This window comes from Mesocryomonas fontinalis (assembly GCF_055730125.2).
Genome location: NZ_JBUZWG020000004.1, coordinates 22,156 through 45,892 on the forward strand (window position 1 = coordinate 22,156; position 23,737 = coordinate 45,892).

Annotated in this window: 28 protein-coding genes; 9 read left to right on the forward strand and 19 right to left on the reverse strand. The window is 66.9% G+C overall.

Annotated elements, in window-relative coordinates:
• Positions 1–6: 6 nt before the first annotated feature.
• Positions 7–1,260 carry an aspartate kinase gene (locus ACZL02_RS10915; RefSeq protein ID WP_472939640.1) on the reverse strand — a complete coding sequence of 418 codons (1,254 nt, stop codon included), beginning with the start codon at positions 1,258–1,260 and terminating at the stop codon, positions 7–9.
• Positions 1,261–1,579: 319 nt separating this feature from the next.
• Here ACZL02_RS10915 and ACZL02_RS10920 point away from each other — a divergent pair, with 319 nt between their 5' ends.
• The 4 genes from ACZL02_RS10920 to ACZL02_RS10935 all read left to right on the forward strand — a co-directional run bounded on the left by ACZL02_RS10920 (position 1,580) and on the right by ACZL02_RS10935 (position 4,186).
• Entirely contained in the window at positions 1,580–1,987 is a 408-nt protein-coding gene (locus ACZL02_RS10920; protein WP_472939641.1) for a helix-turn-helix domain-containing protein, read from the forward strand.
• Positions 1,988–2,081: 94 nt separating this feature from the next.
• On the forward strand, positions 2,082–2,825 hold the full coding sequence (gene ubiG, locus ACZL02_RS10925) for a bifunctional 2-polyprenyl-6-hydroxyphenol methylase/3-demethylubiquinol 3-O-methyltransferase UbiG (RefSeq protein WP_472939642.1): 744 nt from the start codon (positions 2,082–2,084) through the stop codon (positions 2,823–2,825).
• 192 nt (positions 2,826–3,017) lie between these two features.
• Complete coding sequence (locus ACZL02_RS10930; RefSeq protein ID WP_472939643.1) at positions 3,018–3,491, forward strand: hypothetical protein; 474 nt, start codon at positions 3,018–3,020, stop codon at positions 3,489–3,491.
• Positions 3,492–3,715: 224 nt separating this feature from the next.
• Positions 3,716–4,186, forward strand: a complete 471-nt coding sequence (locus ACZL02_RS10935) for a Dps family protein (RefSeq protein WP_472939644.1) — start codon at positions 3,716–3,718, stop codon at positions 4,184–4,186.
• Positions 4,187–4,350: 164 nt separating this feature from the next.
• Here ACZL02_RS10935 and ACZL02_RS10940 read toward each other — a convergent pair whose 3' ends face one another.
• On the reverse strand, positions 4,351–4,995 hold the full coding sequence (locus tag ACZL02_RS10940) for a hypothetical protein (protein ID WP_472939645.1): 645 nt from the start codon (positions 4,993–4,995) through the stop codon (positions 4,351–4,353).
• Positions 4,996–5,236: 241 nt separating this feature from the next.
• Between ACZL02_RS10940 and ACZL02_RS10945 the strand changes: the two genes are divergently transcribed.
• Positions 5,237–6,295 (forward strand): helix-turn-helix domain-containing protein, encoded by a 1,059-nt coding sequence (locus tag ACZL02_RS10945; RefSeq protein WP_472939646.1) that lies wholly within the window; start codon positions 5,237–5,239, stop codon positions 6,293–6,295.
• Between the two features lie 42 nt (positions 6,296–6,337).
• Here the strand turns inward: ACZL02_RS10945 and ACZL02_RS10950 are convergent, their stop codons facing one another.
• From ACZL02_RS10950 to ACZL02_RS10975, 6 genes are all read right to left on the reverse strand, one after another.
• Positions 6,338–6,631, reverse strand: coding sequence for a DUF1289 domain-containing protein (locus tag ACZL02_RS10950; RefSeq protein WP_472939647.1), 294 nt, complete (start codon positions 6,629–6,631; stop codon positions 6,338–6,340).
• 24 nt (positions 6,632–6,655) lie between these two features.
• Complete coding sequence (locus ACZL02_RS10955; RefSeq protein ID WP_472939648.1) at positions 6,656–6,928, reverse strand: DUF1289 domain-containing protein; 273 nt, start codon at positions 6,926–6,928, stop codon at positions 6,656–6,658.
• 58 nt (positions 6,929–6,986) lie between these two features.
• Positions 6,987–7,397 (reverse strand): DUF1178 family protein, encoded by a 411-nt coding sequence (locus ACZL02_RS10960; protein WP_472939649.1) that lies wholly within the window; start codon positions 7,395–7,397, stop codon positions 6,987–6,989.
• Positions 7,394–8,269 (reverse strand): carbon-nitrogen hydrolase family protein, encoded by an 876-nt coding sequence (locus tag ACZL02_RS10965; RefSeq protein ID WP_472939650.1) that lies wholly within the window; start codon positions 8,267–8,269, stop codon positions 7,394–7,396. The genes ACZL02_RS10960 and ACZL02_RS10965 overlap by 4 nt, the downstream gene beginning before the upstream one ends.
• A gap of 84 nt (positions 8,270–8,353) precedes the next feature.
• Entirely contained in the window at positions 8,354–8,611 is a 258-nt protein-coding gene (gene grxC, locus ACZL02_RS10970; protein ID WP_472939651.1) for a glutaredoxin 3, read from the reverse strand.
• Positions 8,612–8,640: 29 nt separating this feature from the next.
• Entirely contained in the window at positions 8,641–9,429 is a 789-nt protein-coding gene (locus ACZL02_RS10975; protein ID WP_472939652.1) for a ComF family protein, read from the reverse strand.
• A gap of 172 nt (positions 9,430–9,601) precedes the next feature.
• On the opposite strand from ACZL02_RS10975, the gene ACZL02_RS10980 reads away from it, so the two are divergent.
• Positions 9,602–10,486: a methyltransferase domain-containing protein gene (locus ACZL02_RS10980; protein ID WP_472939653.1), complete on the forward strand. Its 885-nt coding sequence runs from the start codon at positions 9,602–9,604 to the stop codon at positions 10,484–10,486.
• 160 nt (positions 10,487–10,646) lie between these two features.
• Here ACZL02_RS10980 and ACZL02_RS10985 read toward each other — a convergent pair whose 3' ends face one another.
• From ACZL02_RS10985 to ACZL02_RS11010, 6 genes are all read right to left on the reverse strand, one after another.
• Positions 10,647–10,811 (reverse strand): Flp family type IVb pilin, encoded by a 165-nt coding sequence (locus tag ACZL02_RS10985; RefSeq protein WP_472939654.1) that lies wholly within the window; start codon positions 10,809–10,811, stop codon positions 10,647–10,649.
• Positions 10,812–10,843: 32 nt separating this feature from the next.
• A complete protein-coding gene (locus ACZL02_RS10990; protein WP_472939655.1) occupies positions 10,844–11,152 on the reverse strand; it encodes a hypothetical protein in 309 nt (102 codons plus the stop codon).
• Positions 11,153–11,308: 156 nt separating this feature from the next.
• Positions 11,309–11,716 (reverse strand): 8-oxo-dGTP diphosphatase MutT, encoded by a 408-nt coding sequence (mutT, locus tag ACZL02_RS10995; RefSeq protein ID WP_472939656.1) that lies wholly within the window; start codon positions 11,714–11,716, stop codon positions 11,309–11,311.
• A gap of 83 nt (positions 11,717–11,799) precedes the next feature.
• Positions 11,800–12,576, reverse strand: a complete 777-nt coding sequence (locus ACZL02_RS11000) for a GNAT family N-acetyltransferase (protein WP_496258426.1) — start codon at positions 12,574–12,576, stop codon at positions 11,800–11,802.
• Positions 12,557–13,798, reverse strand: coding sequence for a bifunctional glutamate N-acetyltransferase/amino-acid acetyltransferase ArgJ (gene argJ / locus ACZL02_RS11005; RefSeq protein ID WP_472939658.1), 1,242 nt, complete (start codon positions 13,796–13,798; stop codon positions 12,557–12,559). The genes ACZL02_RS11000 and argJ overlap by 20 nt, the downstream gene beginning before the upstream one ends.
• A 132-nt stretch (positions 13,799–13,930) precedes the next feature.
• Complete coding sequence (locus ACZL02_RS11010; RefSeq protein WP_472939659.1) at positions 13,931–14,902, reverse strand: peptidylprolyl isomerase; 972 nt, start codon at positions 14,900–14,902, stop codon at positions 13,931–13,933.
• 392 nt (positions 14,903–15,294) lie between these two features.
• Between ACZL02_RS11010 and secA the strand changes: the two genes are divergently transcribed.
• Positions 15,295–17,997, forward strand: coding sequence for a preprotein translocase subunit SecA (gene secA, locus ACZL02_RS11015; protein WP_472939660.1), 2,703 nt, complete (start codon positions 15,295–15,297; stop codon positions 17,995–17,997).
• 72 nt (positions 17,998–18,069) lie between these two features.
• Here the strand turns inward: secA and arsC are convergent, their stop codons facing one another.
• Entirely contained in the window at positions 18,070–18,417 is a 348-nt protein-coding gene (arsC, locus tag ACZL02_RS11020) for an arsenate reductase (glutaredoxin) (RefSeq protein WP_472939661.1), read from the reverse strand.
• 146 nt (positions 18,418–18,563) lie between these two features.
• Here arsC and ACZL02_RS11025 point away from each other — a divergent pair, with 146 nt between their 5' ends.
• Positions 18,564–19,085 carry a copper chaperone PCu(A)C gene (locus ACZL02_RS11025; RefSeq protein ID WP_472939662.1) on the forward strand — a complete coding sequence of 174 codons (522 nt, stop codon included), beginning with the start codon at positions 18,564–18,566 and terminating at the stop codon, positions 19,083–19,085.
• A 258-nt stretch (positions 19,086–19,343) separates the two neighbouring features.
• On the opposite strand, the gene ACZL02_RS11030 is transcribed toward ACZL02_RS11025, so the two are convergent.
• The 4 genes from ACZL02_RS11030 to ACZL02_RS11045 all read right to left on the reverse strand — a co-directional run bounded on the left by ACZL02_RS11030 (position 19,344) and on the right by ACZL02_RS11045 (position 22,963).
• The gene (locus ACZL02_RS11030) at positions 19,344–20,354 is read right to left on the reverse strand and encodes a L,D-transpeptidase family protein (protein ID WP_472939663.1); all 1,011 of its coding nucleotides are present in this window, start codon (positions 20,352–20,354) and stop codon (positions 19,344–19,346) included.
• Between the two features lie 303 nt (positions 20,355–20,657).
• A complete protein-coding gene (locus tag ACZL02_RS11035) occupies positions 20,658–21,611 on the reverse strand; it encodes an acetyl-CoA carboxylase carboxyltransferase subunit alpha (protein WP_472939664.1) in 954 nt (317 codons plus the stop codon).
• A 180-nt stretch (positions 21,612–21,791) separates the two neighbouring features.
• The gene (gene xerD, locus ACZL02_RS11040; RefSeq protein WP_472940062.1) at positions 21,792–22,751 is read right to left on the reverse strand and encodes a site-specific tyrosine recombinase XerD; all 960 of its coding nucleotides are present in this window, start codon (positions 22,749–22,751) and stop codon (positions 21,792–21,794) included.
• Positions 22,752–22,783: 32 nt separating this feature from the next.
• Complete coding sequence (locus ACZL02_RS11045) at positions 22,784–22,963, reverse strand: hypothetical protein (RefSeq protein ID WP_472939665.1); 180 nt, start codon at positions 22,961–22,963, stop codon at positions 22,784–22,786.
• Between the two features lie 204 nt (positions 22,964–23,167).
• Here ACZL02_RS11045 and ACZL02_RS11050 point away from each other — a divergent pair, with 204 nt between their 5' ends.
• Entirely contained in the window at positions 23,168–23,737 is a 570-nt protein-coding gene (locus tag ACZL02_RS11050) for a shikimate kinase (protein ID WP_472935807.1), read from the forward strand.

Consider the following 23,737-nt stretch of genomic DNA (forward strand, 5'->3'; position numbering starts at 1 on the left):
CCCGGCTCAAGCTTTGTCGAGACCGTACACCGAATGCAAGCTCCGAACGGCAAGTTCGGAGAACTCGCCATCGATCAGGATGGAGATCTTGATCTCCGACGTCGTGATCGCGCGAATGTTGATGCCGCGGCCCGCCAGTGCCTTGAAGGCGGTGGCGGCGACGCCGGTGTGGCTGCGCATGCCGACGCCGATCACCGATACCTTGGTCAGGCCGAGTTCGCTCTGGATCACGTCGAAGCGCATTTCCGGCTTCGCCTTCTCGAGGATCGCCGTCGCCTTGGCGAGATCGCTCGCCGGGACCGTGAAGGTCATGTCGGTGCGGGTGCCGTCCTCGGAGATGTTCTGGACGATCATGTCGACGTTGACGCCGGCGTCGGCCAGCGGTCCGAAGATCGCCGCGGCGACGCCCGGCTGGTCCTCGACCCGCCGCAGCGAGATCTGCGCTTCGTCCTTGGCATAGGCGATGCCGGTCACAACCTGCTGTTCCACGATTTCATCCTCGTCGCAAATGAGCGTTCCAGGCGGGTTCAAGACGTCGCCCATTCCCGGCGCATGCGGGTCGTCGAAGGACGATCGCACGAACAGCCGGACCTTGTGCACCATGGCGAGCTCGACCGAGCGCACCTGCAGGACCTTGGCGCCGAGCGACGCCATTTCCAGCATTTCTTCAAACGAGATCTTCGCCATTCGCCGCGCCTTGGGCTCGATGCGCGGATCGGTGGTGTAGACGCCGTCGACGTCGGTATAGATGTCGCAGCGGTCCGCCTTGATCGCCGCGGCGATCGCCACAGCCGAGGTGTCGGAGCCGCCGCGGCCAAGCGTCGCGATCCGGTTGTCCGGCGCGATGCCCTGGAAGCCGGCGATGACGGCGACCTGGCCCTCGTCGAAGCGTCGGACGAGTTCCGAGCCGTCGATGTCGAGAATACGCGCCGCGCCGTGCTGGCCGTCGGTCTTGATCGGCACCTGCCAGCCCATCCAGGAGCGGGCGTTGACGCCCATTGCCTGCAGCGCGATAGCGAGAAGCCCGGCCGTCACCTGCTCGCCCGACGCCACCACGGCATCGTATTCGCGGGCATCGTGCATCGGTGAGGCCTCGCGGCACCAGGCGACGAGTTCGTTGGTCTTGCCGGACATGGCCGAGACCACGACGGCGACCTGATGCCCGGCATCCACCTCACGTTTCACGTGTTCCGCGACGTTGCGGATGCGGGGAATGTCGGCGACCGAAGTGCCGCCGAACTTGAGGACGAGACGCGCCATGGAGATGCTAGCCTGGACGGCGGACGGCAGAGATGTCCGCGGTGTGTCGATAGGACGCTTCCGGGAACGCCTTTCGAGCCCTCCCTGCAGCGGCCGGGAGTTAGCGGATATGCGCGGCGACTGCAAGAATAGGCGTCGCGGCCCCCTGTGCCGGCCACGCCGGAGGGCGCCCCGTCGGGCATGCGCAGCGCCCGCACCGCCTTGCGCGTAAACGAACTGGAAGCCATTCCCGGCTTTTCTCGCTGGCAGCGGATCGACGGCAACTTGATCTTTCGTCAAGGCGGCTAGACTGACCGCCGACAACACGGACGCCTTGCCCATGAAACGCCCGCTTAAAGTGCAGATCATCGTCACGCCCGGCGGCGAGCGCATGGCCATTCTGCCAGAGGCGGATCTGGACGCGCTCCTTGCCCTCGTCGACGTTCCAGCGGGGGGGCCGGCGGATGGGCCAGCGGACGGGCCGGCCGGAGACGACTTCACCGCGGCACTGGCGAGCGAGATGGAGGAAGTCGTGCCATCGGGCTTCCTCGACCGGCTGCTGTCCGGCGCCAACCCGATCAAGGTCTGGCGGGAATATCGCGGCCTGTCGATCATCGACCTCGCCGAGACCACCGCGGTCCCCGCGCCCCGCCTCCTCGACCTGGAAACGGGCAGCGTGACCGGCAGCCCCGCCGAGATCCACGCCATCGCCATCGCGCTGAAACTTGCCGTCGACGACCTCGTCTGATGGTCGTCATCGGGTGCCCGCCGACCGCCGGCGCTTGACTTTCGCCGCTGGGGGCGAACATGCGGAGGGACGACAAGATGACGGGACCAGGACGATGAGCGACGCGCGGCAGACGACGATCGACGACGGCGAAGTCGAGCGCTTTTCGAGGCTCGCCGCTGAATGGTGGAACCCGGCGGGCAAGTTCAAGCCGCTGCACAAGTTCAACCCCGTGCGCCTCGCCTATATCCGCGAACAGCTCGGTTTGAATTTTGGCGTCGACCTCGCTGCGTCCCGGCCGTTCGAGGGACTCAGCGTTCTCGACATCGGTTGCGGCGGCGGCCTGATCTCCGAGCCGGTGGCGCGTCTTGGCGCCAAGGTCGTCGGCGCCGACGCCTCGGCGACCAACATCGAGGTGGCGCGCCTCCACGCCGCCCAGAGCGGGCTCGACATCGACTACCGCGCCACCACCGCCGAGGCGATCGCCGAAGCCGGCGAGAAGTTCGACGTCGTGCTGGCGCTCGAAGTGGTCGAGCACGTCTCCGACGTTCCCTACTTCCTGACCTCCTGCGCCGACATGGTGAAGCCGGGCGGGCTGCTCTTCGTCGCCACCATCAACCGGACCCTCAAGGCCATGGGCTTTGCCATCATCGGTGCGGAATACGTGCTGGGCTGGCTGCCGAAAGGCACGCACCAATATTCCAAGCTCGTCCGCCCGGAGGAGATCCGCTCCCCGGTCGAGGCGGCGGGCCTCTCGATGATCGACGAGACGGGCATCGTCTATCACCCGCTCGCCGACGCCTGGCGCCCGTCGAAGGACATGGACGTCAACTACATGGTCCTCGCCCGCCGTGACTGAAAGCACCTGAGCCGGTCACGGCCCTCGCCTGTAATCTCGACTGTCACCGGCCTCGCTTTCCCGACCTCACTGCACGTGGATGTGTGCGGCCATACCCTCCGCCGACCATGCCCGCCGATTGCTTCGCCTGACGCTCAAGTTTATATGCAAGGCGCAGACGGCACTCCGGTTGAGTCCGAGGATCTCTTGGCAATGGCAGCAGCACTCAAGCAGGCAGAAACCAACGCGGGCAGCGAGACGGTTCTCGCTTTCCCGTGCGCGACGGCTGCCCGCATCATCCCGTCGTTCGAGCCAAGCGCCGCAGAGCGCATCGACCTCGACCGGCTGCGCTGGCTGGCACTGCGCAGCGTCATCGCGCCGCAGCCCGATCTCGAGCGGGCTTGCCTGCTTCTTTCCGGCGAGACCGACGTATCGCTCTCCCGCTATGCCAACGCCTTCTTTCACGGCCTCGCCAACAAGGGCCGCCGCCAGATGAGCTTCTATCGCCCCGGCGCAAAGTCCGTCGGCGAGGACGAGACCTGGCTGCTGCGGCTGGTCGCCGCGACCCGCCGGGGCGACGAGCCCGGCGCCCGCGCGCTGATCGCCTGGCGCGTGCAGCCCGAGGCGCAGCGCTGGATGCGCTTTCTCTCGGCGGGCCTCGTGCGGATGCTCGACAGCGCCGAATAGGCTGCCGCACTCTACCTTGCGACCCTCTGCTTCCCGGATATCGGCGATCGACTTCGCCACGGTTGCCGACGCGCGCCGCTGCTGCAGCGTCGCAACTCCGGCACGCAGCGGCTCGCCGCCCAGTTTAGAATGATTCAAAAAAGGATTGCCAAAGCGGGATCGGCAGCCTAGTTTAGAATTATTCCACGACAAGGACCGGCACGCCCGGTCACAAGGAGACACCCATGGGACTGACCGCCGCCAAGATCGAGCCGAATGCCAAGGAAGAGATCGTCCAGGGCCTGACGCAGGCGCTGGCTGAGACCTCCATCGAGACGATGAAGGCGCAGAACTTCCATTGGAACGTCACCGGCATGTCGTTCGGCCCGCTGCACGAGCTGTTCCAGAAGATCTACGAGGACCACTTCGAGGGCCAGGATCTCCTTGCCGAGCGCATCAAGCAGTTCGATGTGCACGCGGAAGGCCGCTACTCCGTCTATCTCGCCCGCAGCGCGGTGAAGGAGCATGACGGCCACGCCGACGCCAAGGAAATGATCGCCGCCCTCCTCGCCGACCAGGAGCAGATCTCCTCGACGCTCTCGGCCCTCTGCGAGATCGCCGACCAGCACGGCGATTGGGCGACCAACGACCTCTCCACAGCCCGCATCGAGGCGCACGACAAGTTCGCCTGGATGCTCCGCGCCCACCTGAAGTAGGCCGCAGCGATTACACCTGGAAATACCAACGGCCCTGCCAGCGATGGCGGGGCCGTTTTCGCGTGTACGGCCTGCCTGTCCGCCAGGCTCACTCTTGTGGGCATCGGCCACGCGAGGCAGTGGTCGCGCCTCTACGCCAGCGCCCATCTTGCCAAGATCGCGCCTTAACGAATGGTCGCCCGGACGTAGTCGCCGCGCAAGACGACCGATGGCTTGGCGCCCGCGGCGTTGGGCAGCGCGCTGTCGACCATCGCGGCCTTTGCTTCCACCGTGTAGCTGATCGCGGTATCGGCGGCGAAGCTCAGATAGCTATCCTGACTGACGGCGGCGATCAGCAGCGTTTCGTTCCCCTCCGTCCGCTCGAAGTTCAGATGTGCACGCAGCGCTGCGGTCTTCAGCAGGACAGAGCCGGCATGCCCCTCGAGCGTCACGTCGGCAGCCTTGTTGTCGAGTGCGATCGCCGCGAAATCGCCGACGAGCTTCACCTGCGAAGCGGCCTGCTCGATCGAGACCGACACCTCCTTGCGGACATTCGCCTTCAACTCGACGGTACAGGCGGCGGTATCCAGCCAGGAGGATGTGCTGGCATCGACGAAGAGCGTTGCGTCCCTCACGGACATGCGGCCTTCGGTTCGGCAGTCCGTATCGGACCAGATCGAGGTCCAATGCGCGAACCACCCAGTGCGCTTGCCGCCGAGGGTGGCGGTAAACGGCTCGTCCTCGCGGGTGGTCAGGTCGATCGCGCTCGCCTCGCCGGTGATATGGATGGCGGTGACGGCCGAGAGGTTCAAGAACTGTTCGGTCGGCAACGCTTCGCCTGCCGAGGCAGACAACGCCGCGGGCGATGCGGCGCAAAAGAAAAGAAAGGCGATCATCCGGCTATTCATCGTTCGGTTCCCATCATGGCTGTGGCGTGATGGGAGTGGCCGACAGACTGGTGCCCGGCGACCTCGATCGCAATGAAGGTCGATCCGAATCGCGATCTAGGACAAGGTGCCGGTCGTTCAACCCGCTCCCCGTCGGAGCCTCGACGCAGCTGACGATTTCCGGATGATCCTGATACCGCTTCCCTTCTTCGTATCCTTCGTGCTGGTCGGAATGCTGCTGCGCGCCCTCCGGCACGACGAGGCGGGCTGGCGCTCCAACCCGTTGTTCGCAGCTCTCATCTCAGCCTATGCCGTCCAATCCATCCTGATCGGCCTGCGCTGGGGCTACGGCATGCGCGGTGTGCTGCCGCTGATGTCGCCCCTGGCGGCGCTGATTGCACCGCTCGCATGGGCGAGCTTCAGGAGCCTTGCCGACGAGACGTCGGCGAGAGGCCTGCGTCTCGCCTGGGCGCACGCATTGCCGGCAGCCCTCGTGGTCGTTCTCGAGTTCGCGTGGCCCGATCCGATCGGCGCCGTTATCGTGGTGACGTTCCTCGCCTATGGCGCCGCCCTCCTGTGGCAGGCGCGGCTAGGGCCGGATGCGCTCGTCGCATCACGCCTCGACGGCGTGGTGCGCTCCTATCGGGCGCTGCAGATCACCGGCCTTGCCCTCCTCGCCTCCGCTGCGACCGATGTCTTCACCAGCATCGACCTCGCCTGGAGCGGCGGCGCCTATTCCGGTGCAGTGATCGGGATCGCCAACGTTCTGGCGCTGCTGATCCTCGGCAAGGCCGCTGCCATCGCGACGACCAGCGCGACGAACAGCGCGACGGAAGATGAGCCCCTGGAAGGCGGACGGCCCATCACCGCCCCGCGCGAGCCGACAGACGACAACCTCGCCGTGACCGTGCGGATCGAAGCCCTAATGCGCGAGGACGAGCTCTACCGGGACCTCGAACTCAACCTTTCCAAGATCGCCCGAAAGCTCCGCATGCCGCCACGCGACGTCTCGAACGCCATCAACCGCTCCCACGGCATGAGCGTTTCGCAGTACGTCAACACCTTCCGGGTGGAACGTGCCTGCCACCTTCTCAGCGAGACGAAGGATCCGGTGACGGCGATCATGTTCGAAGCGGGCTTCCTCACAAAGTCGAACTTCAACCGCGAGTTCTTGCGCGTCACCGGCGTCAGCCCGACAGCCTGGCGGAACGCAAGAACGATTCAGCATGGGATAGCCAGGTAGCCATGTCTGTCTACAGACGGAGGCTTCTGCTCTGGTCAGGCGTCAGCCAGCGTCCTGCTCATCCTCGCGGATCGGGCATTCCACCCCTTCCAGCACGCACTTGCGGCGGTACGACATCACCCAGAAGGCGGGGTTGCGTGTCGCCTCGGCAAGTCGGCCCATCAGCGTCTCGATGAATTCCCGCTTGGCCTCGCCGCTGCCATTGCGCGGAAACGCCTGCTTCTCTTCCTTGGTCATGGCGCAGCCGACGCAGCGGCCCTGCCGCTTGTACTTGCAGACGTCGACGCAGGGGCTGGGCGCGTCGGCCCAGAGGGCGAGATCGGAAGTGTCGGGCATCACGGTTTCCTGGGGCGCGTGGGATCAGGCGGCGCGGTCGAGCTTGTCGAGCGGACAGGGCGCGTCCTTGCGATCGCATTTGCGCCGGTACATCCGCGTCCAGTAGGGCAGCCGCCCCGCGGTCTCCAGCCGTTCGGCGAGCGTGCGGAAGAAGTCCTTCTTCTTCGACTTCTTGTCGAGGCGCTTGAACGCCTTCTTCTCCGGCTTGGTCATCGCGCAACCGATGCAGCGCCCTCCATCGCGAAACTTGCACACGTCGATGCAGGGGGAAGGCGCGTCCGCCCAGGTCTTGGTCAATCGAGGTCTCCGAAAAAGTTCACGCTGTGCAGAGGAGACGATGCTCCGGGCAAAGCCGCTAGTTCTTGTCTTCCGGCAGAGGCGGCAGCGGCATCACCGCGATGCCCTCCTCTACCAGCCCCTTCACGTCGGGCAGACTCGCCTCGCCAAAGATCTGCCGCGCTTCGCTCTCGCCATAGTGGATCTTCCGCGCCTCCTCTGCGAAGGCCGGGCCGACATCCTCGCCCTTGGCGCGCACCGCGCGGCTGAGCTCCTGGAGCCTTGCCATCATGCCCGCCGCCTCGGCCTCGCTCGGCCCCTGGCGGGTGGCGACCGCCGGCCGCATCAGGCTCTTGCCCACCGCAGCCGAGCCGCAGCTCGGGCAGGAGACGAGCCCCGCCTCCGTCTGCCGCTCGAAGTCGTCGCTCGAGCGGAACCAGCCGTCGAACCCATGGCCCTCCGGCTCGCACCGGAGCGCGAACTTGATCACTCGGCGGTCCTTGCTGCCCCGCCGGCACCCGCCGTGGATGGCGCGGCGAAGTCGCGGGCGTTCTTGAGGTTCGGCACCTTGCGGCGGGTGGCGGCGACCATGTCTGTGTCGATTTCGGCCAGCGCGATGCCCGGCTCGGCGCCATCGACCTCGGCGATCACCTTGCCCCAGGGGTCGATGATGATGGAATGGCCATAGGTCTCGCGGCCGTCCTCGTGCACCCCGCCCTGCGCGGCGGCGACCATGAAGGCGCCGTTCTCGATCGCCCGGGCGCGCAGGAGAACGTGCCAGTGCGCCTCGCCGGTCTGCCGGGTAAAGGCGGCGGGCGCCGTCAGCACTTCGGCGCCGGCCAGGGCTTCGGCGCGGAACAGCTGGGGGAAGCGCATGTCGTAGCAGACGCCGAAGCCGATCCGCACCGGGCCTCCCTCCAGCGCCAGATCGGCGATCCCTGCAGCCGCACCCGGCCTGTAGGTCGCCGACTCCCGCCAGCTCTCGCCATTGTCGAGGTCGACGTCGAACATGTGGATCTTGTCATAGGTGGTGAGGCGCTGACCGTCCGGCCCGAACAGGAAGGCTCGGTTGGCGATCATCCCGTCCTCGACCGCGACGGCGACCGAGCCGACATGAATGAACACGCCGTGCTGGCGCGCAAGCTCGGCGGCGGCCCGCACGATCACGTCGTCGGCCTCGCTTTTCAACTCAGCATTGAGCCCGGCGCGGTCGCGCTGCACCATGCCGGTCATCTCCGGCGTCTGCAGATAGCTCGCCCCCTTGGCGACGGCGTCGGCCACCATCGCGGCCATCACCTCGGCATTGGCCTTCGGGTCGACGCCTGAGCGCATCTGCAGGACGGCGGCGGTAAACTTGGTCATGGGAAATCCTGCAGATGGCGGAGGGCAAGACGGCCGGTGGAATGCCGGCGCGGCGCAAGGCCGCAAAAACGAGGATGGTGCCGATCAGGCCGCCAGCATCGGGTCGAGCTTGCCGGCGCGGTCGAGCGCGAACAGGTCGTCGCAGCCGCCGACATGGCGGTCGCCGATGAAGATCTGCGGGAAGGTCGTGCCGCCGTTCGCCCGGGCCAGCATCTCCTTGCGGATTTCGGGCTCGTGCGTCGCATCCTTCTCGTCGAAGGCGACGCCCTTCTCGGTCAGCAGCTGCTTGGCGCGGGCACAGTAGCCGCAGAACTGGCGCGTGTAGATGGTGACGTCGGGCATGGCTGCGTCCTGCTGAAAAGGTTGAGGGTTCAGATATGGACGGCACCTTCTCCGACCGCAACCCTTGCAAACGTCAACACGTCGACATCCCGCGCCCCGGCGCGCTTCAGCGCCCGCGTCGCGCTGGCGACAGTGGCGCCAGTGGTGAAGACGTCGTCGATCAGCAGCACGCGCCGCCCGGCCACGGCCGGCTTGCAGCGCTCGGGTACGGCAAAGGCGGCGCGCACGTTCGCCTCCCGCTGGGCGCGCCCGAGCCCGACCTGGCTGCGCGTCGCCTTGACGCGCACGAGCACCCTCGGCTGATAGAGGAGGACGTGGCCGCGCTTTCCCTCCAGCCGCACCAGTTGGCGCGCCAGCTCGGCCGCCTGGTTGAAGCGGCGTCGCCACAGCCGCGCCGCATGCAGCGGTACGGGGACCACGAGGTCGGCCGCGTCGAGCAGCTCCCGGCCGGCCCGCGCCATCCAGGTGGCCATCAGCAGCGTGAGATCGATACGATCACCGTATTTCAGCGACGCCACCAGCCGTGCCGCCAGCCCGTCATAGAGCGCGGCCGCCCGCAGCCGGGCGAACGGCGGCGGTTCGGCGATCGCCGCCGACGACAGGAGGCTGGCGCCGATATCGCCACCAAACCCCGCCTCATAGGCGAAGGGCGTGCCGAGCACCGCGCAGAAAGGCGGCTCGATGAAGGCGACGCCCGCCCAGCAGCCGGCGCACAGGGCATGCGCTTGCCCGACGGCCGTCTGGCAGCCGGCACAGACCGGCGGAAACAGCAGCTGGCCCATTGCCGCCGCCAGCCAGCGGGCCCCGCCTTGACGCATGCCGATGCTTGCCCTCCGGTTGGGACGCGCCCTTTGCCGGACGTCCTTTTCTCGACGTCGATGTCGATGCTAGGCATCCTGCGTCTGCAGGACGCGCGGCGCTCTAAACGCTTGACGATACGCCGCGCGTCATCAGCTACAAGCCGGCGTCGACCTCGAAATTGGAAGCTGGATGAACAACGCTCTTTTCGACCGTGCCCTGCTCGACCGCCGCCGGCGCCGCGTGGCGCTCGACCCGAAGGCTGCCGGGGCCCGCTTCCTGTTAAAGGCAGTCGCCGAGGAACTCGCAGAACGGCTGTCGCTGGTCGAGCGCCGGTTTCCGCTCGCCGTCGACCTTGCCGGCCATTCCGGCGAAATGGCGGGCCTCCTCGCTGCCGGCGGCCAGGTCGACACCGTCGTGCGGGTCGAGCGAGATGCGGCGCTGCTCGGCGGCACGGGCCTGTCGGTCGTCGCCGACGAGGAGGCGCTGCCGCTCGCCGAGAATGCCGTCGACCTCGTCGTTTCCGCGCTGTCGCTGCACCTCACCAACGATACGCCGGGCACCCTCGTCCAGATCAAACGCTGCCTGAAGCCGGATGGGCTGTTCCTCGCGGCGCTCCTCGGCGGCGAGACGCTGAGCGAACTGCGCGCCGCCTTGCTCGCGGCCGAGGCGGAGATCGTCGGCGGCGTCTCGCCGCGCGTCGCCCCCTTCGTCGACATCCGCGACGCCGGCGCGCTCCTGCAGCGAGCGGGCCTGGCGCTGCCGGTCACCGACCAGGACCGGCTGACGGTGCGCTACGCTTCGATGTTCGAGCTGATGCGGGATCTCAGGGCCATGGGCATGGCGAACATGCTGACGGAGCGCAGCCGTGTACCGAGCCGGCGCCGCCTGTTCCTGCGCGCCGCGGAAATCTACGCCGACCGCTATTCGGATCCGGACGGACGGGTGCGGGCGACCTTCGACATCGTCTACCTCTCCGGCTGGAAACCGCATGACAGCCAGCAGAAGCCCCTGAAGCCGGGCAGCGCGAAGGCAAGCCTCAGCGCGGTCCTGAACGATCGGTCGGGCAAGCTCTGAAGTGCCGGCCGGCGGAAGCGCACGAACGTCCCTCTCGTCCGATCGCCAGAGGGTAACCGGAAACGTGTTCAGTCAGACTGTTGGTCCCATAGGGACAAACGTGAACAGGCCGAGGCTATCCGGATCGCTTGGACCGGACGAGCAGCCGATCCTGCCAGCTCTATTTCGCCAAGCCGTTCGCGACGTTCTGAAATATGGTCTGAAGGTTGGTGCCGATCTGCGAGAGGAGGCCGACGATCGCGAGGCCGATGAACCCGGCGATCAGCGCGTACTCGATCGCCGTCGCCCCTGCCCGATCATCGACGAAGCTGCGCCAGCGCGACATCAGCCGCGCCCTCAGCGAAGGGGATCCGCCGGTTAGCATGCGCCGCGCTGCGTGCCATCGGGGAACAATAGGCAAGGACCGGCCTTGCCGTCCCACAGCACGCTGCGGCTCTCGACATAGGTGTTCTTGCCGGGGCGTCCCACCGAGCCGGTCACCGTCGGATCCAGCGTCTGGCCGCGCTCGGCGACGCTGATCTTGGCGTGACGGTCGGCGGCGGGAACGACGATCAACGCCAGCGCCGCGGCGATCGAGCCGAACAGCAAGGTGGCTCGGAAGAGGCCGGTGCGGGCCTCGGCAAGGGCGCCGGCATTTCCCGTTTTTGGCTGGCCGCTGTCTTTCATGGTCACCCCCCGGATGTCGGCGGCGCCCTACAAGGACGCGGCGCTTTTGCAACACCCTGGGATTGTGACGGAAAGCCGTGAAAAATCGCTTAAGGTCGCCACCGGTCCTTCAGCAAAGGTTAGGGTCTGGGGCAGGCTTCCCGAGCGACAGTTTTTTCAGATGAGGTCGACGAGGAACGGGATCAGCGGCGCGTCGGCCGGGGGCATGGGATAGTCGCGAAGGTCCTTCGGCCGCACCCATTTCAGCCGCTGCCCCTCGCGCGGCCGGGCAATGCCCTCATAGCGGCGGCAGACGTAAAGCGGCATCAGCAGATGGAAGTCGGGGTAGAGATGGCTGGCGAAGGTCAACGGCGCGAGGCACGCGGCCTGCGTCGTGACGCCGATCTCCTCCTGGAGCTCGCGGATCAGCGTCTCCTCGGGCGTCTCGCCGGCCTCCACCTTGCCGCCCGGAAACTCCCAGAGCCCCGCCAGCGACTTGCCTTCCGGGCGCTCGGCGATGAGCACCCGGCGATCGGCATCGATCAGCGCACAGGCCGCGACGAGGAGGATGGTTTTCGCAGGCATGGTGATTTCCTCGACGTTTGCCCCGTCAGATGCGGGAAAGCCGCGGACGGGCCGTCCGGGCGGGTCACCAGCACTCCGCGTCGTCAGGCCGGCGGCGAGCGGTAGATGTAACGATAGGCCTCGACGAAACCGAGATTGCGGTAGAGGGCGAGGCCCGCGGTGTTCTCCGCCTCGACCTGCAGCCAGCCGGTGCGCGCACCCTTGTGCAAGGTGTGGCGCAGCGCCGACGCCACGATGTCGCGCCCGATGCCTTTCTGGCGGCTGCCTTCGGCCACGGCGACGTCGAGCACGCCGGCCAGGTCGTTGTCGTGAATCGCCAGCGCCACGGCGATCGCCTTCCCCGCTTCCTCCTGCACGAACAGGCCAGCGGGTGGACGGATCGATTCGAGGATCTCGGTCAGGCCCTGGCGCATGTCGTCGGAGCGATCGTGCACGACAAGGCTCGCATTGATGTAGCGCCCGAGGTCCTTGGTCGGGATCCGGTCGATGGCGCTCGACAGGTCGAGCGTGGCGAGGTCGGCGGTGAAGACGATGGATTCGGCAAAGCGCGACCAGCCGGCGCGGTCGAGATGCTCGATCAGCGGCGTTGGCGCCAGCGGCGACTGGCGGAACACCAGCGGCCGCCCCGCTGCGGCGAAGCGCTCGGCCGCCCGTTCGATCCGACCCTCGATGTCGGAATGGTCGGACGGGTCGAGCGGATTGACCGAGTTCAGCCGCTTGGCGGGAAAGCTCTTGGTCAGCCGCACGGCCCACGTGCCGTCATAGACGGTGGAGGTGGCAGGCCAGGCCCGGAAGCCGGCAGCCTCCAGCCGGCGGACGACGGCGAGACGCTTCATGAACTCAGCTTCGATAGTCGCCATTGATCTCGACATATTCCTTCGTGAGATCGCAGGTATAGACCGTCCAGCGCCCGGCGCCGAGACCGAGTTCGACCCGGATCGGAACTTCCGGCCGCTTCATCACCGCCGCCGCCGCCGCCTCGCTGTAGTCCGGATCGCGCTCGCCCTTCACCGCGACGCGCACCTCGCCGAAGGAGATGGTGAGGAGGTCGCGGTCGGCCGGCTCGCCGGCCTTGCCGACGGCCATGACGACGCGGCCCCAGTTGGCGTCCTCGCCGGCGACCGCCGTCTTCACCAGCGGCGAGTTGGCGATCGACAGGGCGATGCGCTTGGCGGAGGCGTCGCTGACCGCGCCCTCGACCGTCACCTGGATCTCGTGCCGGGCGCCTTCGCCGTCGCGCGCCACCTGGCGGGCGAGGTCGAGCAGCATGTCGGCGAGCGCCAGCTTGAAGTCGGCAAGGCGCGGGTCGGCGCCGTCGGTGATCTCAGGGCAGCCGCGGGCGGCGGCCGCGCCGGTTGACAGCAGCAGCAGCGTGTCGGAGGTCGAGGTGTCGCTGTCGACCGTGACGGAGTTGAAGCTCGGCTCGACGGCGGCCGACAGCATCGCCTGCAGCGCCGCGGAGGAGATCGCCGCATCGGTGGCGAGGAAGGACAGCATGGTCGCCATGTCCGGCGCGATCATGCCGGCGCCCTTGGCGATGCCGTTCAAGGTGACCGCCACGCCGTCGATCTCGACCGTGCGGGTGGCGACCTTGGCATAGGTGTCGGTGGTCATGATCGCGTCGGCGGCATCGCGCCAGCGGTCGCCGGTCGCCTCGGCGGCAAGGCCTTCCAGAAGGTGCGCGAACTTGCCGGCATCGAGCGGCTCGCCGATGACGCCGGTCGAGGCGAGGAAAACCTCGCCGGTCTTGCAGCCGACAGCCTCAGCGGCGGCGACCGCTGTCATTGCCGTGGTCTCGCGGCCCTTGCGGCCGGTGAAGGCGTTCGCATTGCCGGAATTGACGACGACGGCGCGGACGCTCCCGCCCTTCAGGCTGTCGCGGCAGAAGTCGACCGGCGCCGACGGGCATTTCGACTTGGTGAACACGCCGGCAATGCCGCCGGGCGCATCGAGCACCATCAGCAGCACGTCGGTGCGGCCCTTGTACTTAATGCCGGCCGCACCCGTCGCGATGCGCAGGCCCTCGATGGCCGGCATGTCGGGCATGGCCACGGGGGCCAGCGGGGAGACGCTCACGCTCATGGTCGTTCCTTCTCGGGAAGCCGTCTGGCTCGGGAAGCCTTCTGGGGATCGCGCTGTCGCCGGCCGTCCGGCCTGCGGACCGGCGGAAGAAAGCGGGCATCGCCCTCCTCCGCCGGCAGTCGTCGTTACGTCTTACTGGGCGGGTGCAGGCGCCGTGGCGGGGGCATCGCCCTCGGCCGGGGCAGTCTCCGCAGGTGCAGTCTCGGCCGGAGCACCCTCGGCGGGCGCTGCCTCGCCGTCGGCCGGTGCGCCGTTGGCGATCGACTTTTCCATCGCCTCGACCTGCGTCTTCACCTTCGGGTCGACATACTCGACCTTCAGGTCGTCGCGGGCCTTCTGGACGATGGCCATGTACTTCTCGCGCATCAGCACCTGGCGAACCTGGTCCTTGACGTCGTCGAAGCTCGGCTGCGGCTGCGGCCGCTTCTCCGTCACCTGGATGACATGCCAGCCGAACTGGGTCTCGATCGGTGCCTCGGTATACTTCCCGACCTCGAGCGCATAGGCGGCCTTCTCGAAAGGCGGCACCATCTGGCCGGGACCGAAGAAGCCGAGATCGCCGCCTTCGGGACCGGACGGGCCGGCGGATTTCGACGCGGCCAGCGTCATGAAGTCGGCACCGCCGTCGAGTTCCTTGATCACCGCCTCGGCCTCTTCCTTGGTCTTCACCAGGATGTGGCGGGCATGGACTTCCTCGACCGGCTTCAGCTTAGCGAGTTCGGCGTCGTAGCGCGCCTTCAATTCCTCGTCCTTGATGCCGTCGACGCCTTGCTTCTGGAAGTAGGCGTTGTGCAGCGCCCGCTCGCGCAGGAAGGCGATGCGTGCCTGCACCACCGGGTCCTTCTCGATGTCGGTCTTCTCGGCTTCCTGGGCGAGCGACTTGATGTCGATCAGCGCGGACAGCACGGCCAGCTTGCGCTGCTCGGGCGGCAGCTTCTCGAACTGCTCGCCGAGGTCGCCGGCGGCGAGCGTCAGGTCGCCTTCGGTGATCGACTGGGTGCCCACCTTGGCAACGACGTCGGTGTCGGCGGCGCTGGCCGGGAGGGCCATGCCCGCCAGCGACAGGCTGGTCGCGGCAAGAAGAAGCGTGATGATACGGGTCATAAAGTCAGTTCCTCGGATTTCTCGGGCGACACGGATGCCGGCCTCTCGGTGCGGGCCGCTCTTTGAACGCGTGGTTGGAAGTCCTTGCTTTGCGGTCTTTTGAAGGCCGCACGGCGCCGGTGGGCGGCGTTGACATCGCTTAGCCCCCCTCTTATCTCTCTCGCGTCATCAAAGTCCAGCCGCAGGTCCCGACACGCGACGCCGATGACGGGAAACGGCAGCATGCTGACGCGATGTTTAACTCTTTGATCCCTAACGTTTAATCCGCTCGGATCGGCTGGGATCGTGATAGCGGCGCACGGCCTCTTCGGCCGAGACCGGATCGCCCTGGACCCGTCGGCAGACAATGAAGACGTCAGGCCGCACCGCTTAATCTTTGGAAAGTCCTGATCATGGTCAGTTTCGGCGGCTTAGCCCGCAAGTTGCTTGGTTCGTCGAACGACCGCGTCGTGCGCAAGTTCGATTCCTTCGTGCGCGAGATCAGTGCCCTAGAGCCTTCGCTGGTCGCCCTCAGCGACGACGAGCTGCGCGGCCGCACCGCGACCTTTAAGGCCGAGATCGCCGCCGGCAAGCCGGTCGACGACCTTCTGGTGCCCGCGTTCGCGACCGTGCGCGAGGCGGCAAAGCGCGCCCTCGGCATGCGGCATTTTGACGTGCAGATGATCGGCGGCATGGTGCTGAACCGCAAGTCGATCGCCGAAATGCGCACCGGCGAGGGCAAGACGCTGGTCGCGACGCTTCCGGTCTACCTCAATGCGCTCGCCGGCAAGGGCGCGCACGTCGTCACCGTCAACGACTACCTCGCCACGCGCGACGCCGAGTGGATGGCCAAGGTCTATCGCTTCCTCGGCCTCTCGGTCGGCATCATCACCCACGGCCTCAGCGACGACCAGCGCCGCGCGGCCTATGCCTGCGACATCACCTACGCCACCAATAACGAGCTCGGCTTCGACTATCTCCGCGACAACATGAAGTATGACCGCGGCCAGATGGTGCAGCGCGGCCACCACTTCGCCATCGTCGATGAGGTGGATTCGATCCTGATCGACGAGGCGCGCACGCCGCTGATCATCTCCGGCCCGCTCGACGACCGCTCGGACCTCTACAAGACCATCGATACCTTCATCCCGCAGCTCGGCAAGGAAGACTACGAGCTCGACGAGAAGCAGCGCCAGGTCGCCTTCACCGAGGACGGCACCGAGAAGCTGGAGCGTCTGCTGGAGTCCGCCGGCCAGCTGGTCGGCACCTCGCTCTACGACATCGAGAACGTGGCGATCGTCCACCACGTCAACAACGCGCTGAAGGCGCACACGCTGTTCCAGCGCGACAAGGATTACATCGTCCGCAACGACGAGATCGTCATCATCGACGAGTTCACCGGCCGCATGATGCCGGGCCGTCGGTTCTCGGAAGGCCTGCACCAGGCACTCGAGGCCAAGGAAGGCGTCACCGTCCAGCCCGAGAACCAGACGCTCGCCTCGATCACCTTCCAGAACTACTTCCGCATGTACGGCAAGCTCGCCGGCATGACCGGCACGGCGTCGACGGAAGCTGCCGAGTTCGGCGACATCTACGGCCTCGACGTGCTGGAGATCCCGACCAACCTGCCGGTCAGCCGCATCGACGAGGACGACGAGGTCTATCGGACCGCCGAGGAGAAGTTCCGGGCGATCGCCAAGGAGGTCGCCGAGGCTTCCAGCCGCGGCCAGCCGACCCTCGTCGGCACCACCTCGATCGAGAAGTCGGAGCTGCTCGCCGAGCGGCTACGCGAGAGTGGCCTCAAGAACTTCCAGGTGCTGAACGCGCGTTACCACGAGCAGGAAGCCTACATCGTCAGCCAGGCCGGCGTGCCCGGCGCGGTGACGATCGCCACCAACATGGCCGGCCGCGGCACCGACATCCAGCTCGGCGGCAATGCCGACATGCGCATCGAGCACGAGCTGAAGGACATGCCGGAAGGTCCCGAGCGCGATGCCGCCGAGGCCGCGATCAAGACCGACATCAAGCGGCTGAAGGAAATCGCGCTGAAGGCCGGCGGTCTCTACGTCCTCGCCACCGAACGGCACGAGAGCCGGCGTATAGACAACCAGCTGCGTGGCCGTTCCGGCCGCCAGGGCGATCCCGGCCGCTCGAAGTTCTTCCTGTCGCTGCAGGACGACCTGATGCGGATCTTCGGCTCCGAGCGCATGGACACCATGCTGACGCGCCTCGGCCTGAAGGAGGACGAGGCGATCGTCCACCCCTGGATCAACAAAGCTCTGGAGAAGGCGCAGAAGAAGGTCGAGGCCCGCAACTTCGACATCCGCAAGAACCTCCTGAAGTACGACGACGTAATGAACGACCAGCGCCGGGTCATCTTCGACCAGCGGCTGGAGCTGATGGATTCGAACGACCTGTCCGAGACCATTTCGGACATGCGCCTGGCGACCATCGACATGATCGTCAGCCGCCGGATCCCTGAGCGCGCTTATGCCGAGCAGTGGCAGACCGCCGAACTGCGCGAGGACGCGCTCGACCTGTTGAACCTAGACCTGCCCATCCAGGCCTGGGCCGACGAGGAGGGCATCGACGAGGAAGTCATCCGCGAGCGCATCATCGCCGCCGCCGATGCCGCCTATGCCGAGAAGGGCGAGCGCTTCGGCCCGGAGATGATGACCTATGTCGAGCGCTCCGTGGTCCTGCAGACCATCGACGCGCTGTGGCGCGAGCATCTCGTCAACCTCGACCACCTGCGTTCGGTCGTCGGCTTCCGCGGCTATGCGCAGCGCGATCCGCTGAACGAGTACAAGTCGGAAGGCTTCGAGCTGTTCGAGACCATGCTCGGGCACCTGCGCGAGCGCACGACCTCGCAGCTGATGCGCGTCGAGATCGTTCGCCAGGATGAGCAGCCGCAGGACGATATCCTGCAGCTCGCCGAGGGCCATCACATCGACGCCGACACCGGCATCGACGAGTTCGCCCCGCCAACCGACAGCCTTAGCGCCGGCGAACCCGGCACCGAGGATGCGAGCCTCTGGGGCACCGTCGGCCGCAACGAGCCTTGCCCATGCGGCTCCGGCAAGAAGTTCAAGCACTGCCACGGCGCCTACGCCTGACAGCATTGAGGCGGTCGCTCGGCGACCGCCTCAATCAATTAGAGCAAGCGCTACGCCCTGACGTTAGCCTGACTACAGGATCGCCTCGACGTCCCCCGGCGACCGGCACAGCCGCACGCCCTTGTCCGTCACGACGATCGGCCGGTTGATCAGGATCGGATGCTCGATCATCTGGTCGAGGATTTCCTCGTCGTCGAGCGCGGGATCGTCGAGGCCGAGCTCGGCGTAGGGCGTGCCCTTTTTGCGCAGCAGGTCGCGCGGCTTCATGCCCATCACGTCGAGCAGTTCGATCAGCGTCTCGCGGCTCGGCGGGGTCTTCAGGTACTCAATGATTTCCGGCGCCTCTCCGGTCGCCTCGATCGCCTGCAGCGCCGCCTGCGAGGTCTGGCAATCGGGATTGTGATAGATCGTCACGGCCATGGATGTCTCCGAATGATTGCGGCGGGTGCCGCGCTTATGCGACAGAGTTTCAGGAATTATCGGGGCAGGCCAGTCGAAATCGCTTGGTGCGGCACCCTGACCAGCATGCCTGACGGCCCCGCCGCCGGGCGGACGAAAGAGATCGCATGAAACGCCTTGCTCTCGCAGCCTTCGCCCTCCTGCTGCCGGTCGCGGCTCTCGCCGAGCCCGGCGCCGGCCAGGCAGTGCAGGGCGACATCACCATTTCCGGCGGCTTCACCCGCGCCATGCTGCCGAACCAGCCGGTCGGCGGCGGCTATCTCACCATCCGCAACGCCGGCGGAGCCGACCGCCTGCTCGGCGTCGCGACACCGCTCGCCCGGAAGGGCGAACTGCACGAGATGTCGATGAACGGCGAGGTGATGTCGATGCGCCCCTTGCCGGACGGCGTCGCAGTGCCCGCGGGCGGCACCGTCGCGCTGATGCCGGGCGGCCTCCACATGATGTTCACCGGCGTCACCAAGCCGTTCAAGACCGGCGACACGGTGCCGGTGACGCTGAGCTTCGAGAAGGCGGGGACGGTCGAGGTCGCCCTGCCGGTGCTCGGCGTCGGCCAGTCGCCAGAGGCCGGCGACGCGGAAGGGGACGCGATGCCGGGCATGGGCCACATGCCGGGCATGAACCACTAGAACGCCGTACGTCCGGAAGGACGTACAAAGGACTCTCCATCGCTCTGAATTGAGAGCTGGAAATTCCGGCGGGAGGTGTCGACGGCTCTTGTCGACGCTTCCAAAAGCGTCGTCTTGCCCGCGCGCGGCGCGGAGATCACGATCCCGGGCGTATCTTGCCGCTCATCCGGGCGAGCTGGCTTGGTGGTGTGAACGAATTACCCGAAGATCCGCCGGCAGCACGTCCAGCCTGCGCACTGCCGCCGGCAATATCGCTGATTACTTCCGGCCGAGCATGCCGTCGAAGACTGTCGCCTTGCGCACCTCGATCGGCTTGCCCAGCCGGTCGTAGCCTTCGCGGCGATGCTGCTCGGTGGCATAGGCGTCGGCGGTGATCGGCGAACCGGTCTTGTAGCTGAAGGTCGAGACCGGCGCGAAGTCGGTCGGCTTCATCAAGGCGACGAGCTTGTCTTCCTCGGCCTGGTCGGCGATCTGCTTGGCGGCGACTTCGGCAGTTTCCGTCACCACCGGGCACTTGCCGGCGGCGTCGAGCTTCTGCCCGTCCTCGAGCTTGGGGTCGAAGACATAGCGCTTCTCGCACACGCCGACGTCCGGCACCTTCTTGGTCAGCTCGAAACGGTCCGAGCCTTCCTTCAGCATCTTCCAGAAGGCGTAGTGCTCGGACTGCCGGTGACGGGCCATGTTCTTCGGCGTCATCCGGAACGGATAGGCCTGGATCTGGAACGAGCGCTGGCCGCCGGCGAAGCTGTCGCGGGCAAGCGCGTAGAGCTCCTCGACCTGCCAGTCGTCCATGGCATAGCAGCCGGACGAATTGCAGGAGCCATGGATCATCAGGTTCTGGCCGGTGCTGCCATTGGCGCGGTCATACTGGTTGGGATAGCCGATATTGACCGCGAGATGGTGCTGCGAGCCGGGATTCAGGCTGCCCTGGGTGACGGTGTAGAAGCCCTCGGGCGCCTGGCGGTCGCCCTCAACACGCTTCGGCCCGAGCTTGCCGGACCAGGCGCAGATCGCATAGGTCTTCAGGAGTTCGTACTGGCCGCTGGTCTTCTGCTTCCAGACCTCGAGCTGCGACTCTTCCTTGTAGAGACGCACCAGGATCGGCGATTTAACGCCCATGTCCTTGAGCTTCATCTCCTTGACGAGGGCAGCCGGAACCGGCGCGTCCGCGCCCATCAGGTCGCCGAGATCGGCGCCCGGCTGGCAGGCCGACATCACCATCATGCTGGCCGCAAGAACCGCTGCGGTCACCAGGCGTCTGACGAGCATCCCCGTACCCTCGTTGAGCAAGGACCCACTCCCTGCGCCCGATCTTCCGGCGAACCGGCCCCTGATCGGCATCTCGCGTCCCCGCCCCGGCCAGCGCTCGGGTTAAGGACAAGTTATGTCTTTTTGGCCCTGCCGCCTTAACAGGCGGTTAAGACCTTGGCGCCCCGTCGCGTGCAGGCGCGAAAAGTGCTGCGGCGCTCGGATTTCCTGGGGAGTTCACCATAAAACCGCGAGGGCGGCCGTGGCGAAAAAGCCACGACCGCCCTCGATAGTGAATGCCATGCCGCAGAACGCGGAAAAAAGCTACAGATTGCGACCGATCGACAGGAACTTTTCGCGCCGCTGCCGCCGGACGGTCTCGCCGTCGAGCGCCGTCAGTTCCGCCAGCGCTGCCCGCACCCGGTCGGCCGCGAGGTCGATCGCCTCCTCGTTCTGGCGATGAGCGCCGCCGAGCGGCTCCGGCACGATCTCGTCGATGACGCCGAAACCCTTCAGGTCCTGCGCGGTGATCTTCATCGCCTGGGCGACATCCTGCGCCCGCGTCGCGTCGCGCCAGAGGATCGAGGCACCGGCTTCCGGCGAGATCACGCTGTAGATCGCGTGCTCCAGCATCAGCACCCGGTTGGCGGCGGCGATGGCGATGGCGCCGCCCGAGCCGCCCTCGCCGATCACCAGCGAGACGATCGGCACCTTGAGGTTGAGGCAGGCCTCGGTCGAGCGGGCGATCGCCTCGGCCTGGCCGCGCTCCTCCGCGCCGATGCCGGGATAGGCGCCGGCGGTGTCGACCAGCGTCAGCACCGGGATGCCGAAGCGCTCGGCCATCTCCATGATGCGAACCGCCTTGCGGTAGCCTTCGGGCCGCGCCATGCCAAAATTGTGCTTCAGCCGTGTCTGGGTGTCCGAACCCTTCTCCTGCCCGATCACCGCGACCGACTGGCCGTCGAAGCGGCCGAAGCCGGCGACGATCGCGAGATCCTCGGCGTAGAACCGGTCACCGGCGAGCGGCGTGAAGTCGGTGATCATCCGCCCGATGTAGTCGAGGCAGTGCGGCCGGTCGGGATGGCGCGCGACTTGCGTCTTCTGCCAAGGCGTCAGCTTCTTGTAGAGATCGACCAGCGCATCGCGCGAGCGCTTCTCCAGGCGGCCGATCTCCTCGGTGACATCGACGCCATCCTTGTCGGCGCCGATCTCCTTCAGCGACAGGATCTGCGTTTCCAGGTCGGCGACCGGCTTTTCGAAGTCGAGATAGTTGTGCATGAGCGACCGAGGCCGTCCTTTTTCTCGCGGGGAACAGCCTCTTTCCGTCGCAAGGACCGAGCGCTCGCCGGTGGCCGGCGTCGTCGGCCGGGGGCCAGGGACAGAGGGTTCGAGTTGCGGCGCAAACTGACGACATGGCCCCGGCTTGTCAAGAAATCCGCCGCGCCGGCAGCCCTCGCCTCAGCCGCCGCTGATCTCCGACAGCGGATGGTGGTCGGAAACCAGGCGGATCAGGCGTTCCTCGAGCACATGGGTATAGATCTGCGTCGTCGAGATATCAGCATGCCCGAGCAGTTCCTGAACGGCCCTGAGATCGGCGCCGTTCTGCAGGAGATGGCTCGCAAACGCATGCCGCAGCACGTGCGGCGACACCCGCGAGGCGGAGATGCCTGCGCGGCCCGCCAGCGCCTTCAGGTCGCGGGCGAAGGCCTGGCGCGTCATGTGGCCGCTTTCCGACAGCGCCGGGAAGAGCCAGGGCTGGTCCTGCTTGCCTGCGCTGGGCGCCAGCGTGGCGGCAGCCCGCATCGCCTCGCCAAAACCCTGAAGGGCGTCGCGGGCGCGCTCGCCGATCGGCACCATCCGCTCCTTGTCGCCCTTGCCGCGCACAATGATCAGACGGTTCTTCGACCGCAGCACCGAGCGCGGCAGGCTGACGAGTTCGGAAACGCGCAGGCCCGTCGCATAGAGCACCTCGACCAGCGCGTGCATCCGCATCGCCCGCACCAGCGCCAGCCCGGAAAGGTCCGCGGCACCGGCGGCGGCGGCGGCCGCGTCGATCAGCCGGTCCACCTCGGCCTCGCTCATGATCTTCGGCAGCGGCCGAGCCTTGCGCGCCGTCTCGATCGGCCCCGTCGGATCGTCGCCGCGCATCCCCTCGGCGTAGAGGAACTTGTAGAACTGCCGCAGCGAGGACATCCGGCGCGACTGGCTGGAGGCAGCAAAACCGCGCGCCGCCAGGTCCGAGACGAAGCCGCGGATGTCGTCGGTCGTGGCCGAGGCGAGACTGCCGCCCTCCCCGGCCAGGAAGCCGGCGGCATCCTCGAGGTCGCGGCGATAGGCGTCGAGCGTGTTCTCGGCTGCGCCGCGCTCGACCGCCATCATCTCGATGAAGGTCTCGATGTCGGTGGCATCGCGGCGGATTGGCGGCTCCCCCGCCGGCGCGGTCGCGGTCTTCACGGGCGGGGCACCATCGGCTGACCTGTTGGCGGCGGTGGCTTCAGCTGGTTCAGCGGCAGATCGATGACCACGGCGCGGGGCGTCGGCTCGACGAGGTAGACGAGGGCCGCCATCACCGCGAACACCGTTCCGGCAAGGATCAGAAGCACCGTCAGCAGTCGGACGAGGGTGGGCATGACGGATACGCCATTCTATCGGAGACAGGGCATGGTGATCGTTTCGCGAAGCTTACCGCGCTTTCGTTTAAAGATTGCGGTATTCGGCGCAAGCGCCAACCCGTCCCGCAGATCCCCGTCCGGAACTTGACCGGGCCTGGAACTTGACGGGAAGAGGGAATTCCTGTCTCCAAGATCCAAGATCAGGGACGACAGAGACCGACGATGAGGAGTGCACCTCGCCCGGACCAGGGGCTCGACATATCGGCGCGGCTGCGCGGACGCTGCATCACGCTGATCGGCCTGATGGGCGCCGGCAAGTCGACCGTCGGGCGCAAGCTCGGGCAGGTGCTGGACCTGCCGTTCCGCGATGCCGACACCGAGATCGAGTCGGCCGCGCGCATGTCGGTGTCGGAAATCTTCAAAGCCTATGGCGAGCCGGAGTTCAGGGCCCTCGAGGCCCGCGTCGTCGCCCGCCTGGCGCAGACGGGACCGCTGGTTCTGGCCACCGGCGGCGGCGCCTACATGGCCGAGGAAACGCGGACCATGCTGCGCGAGAAGGCCATCACCATCTGGCTGAAAGCCGATCTCGACGTCCTGATGGAGCGAGTGTCGCGCCGCGCGACGCGCCCGCTGCTCCTGGCCGCCGACCCGCGGGCGGTGATGGAGGGGCTGATGGCCCAGCGCTATCCCGTCTATGCCGAGGCCGACATCACCATCCAGTCCCGCAACGTCCGGCGAGAGGTGATCGCCGACGAGATCGTCGACGCCCTCGACCGCCACCTGGACCGATAG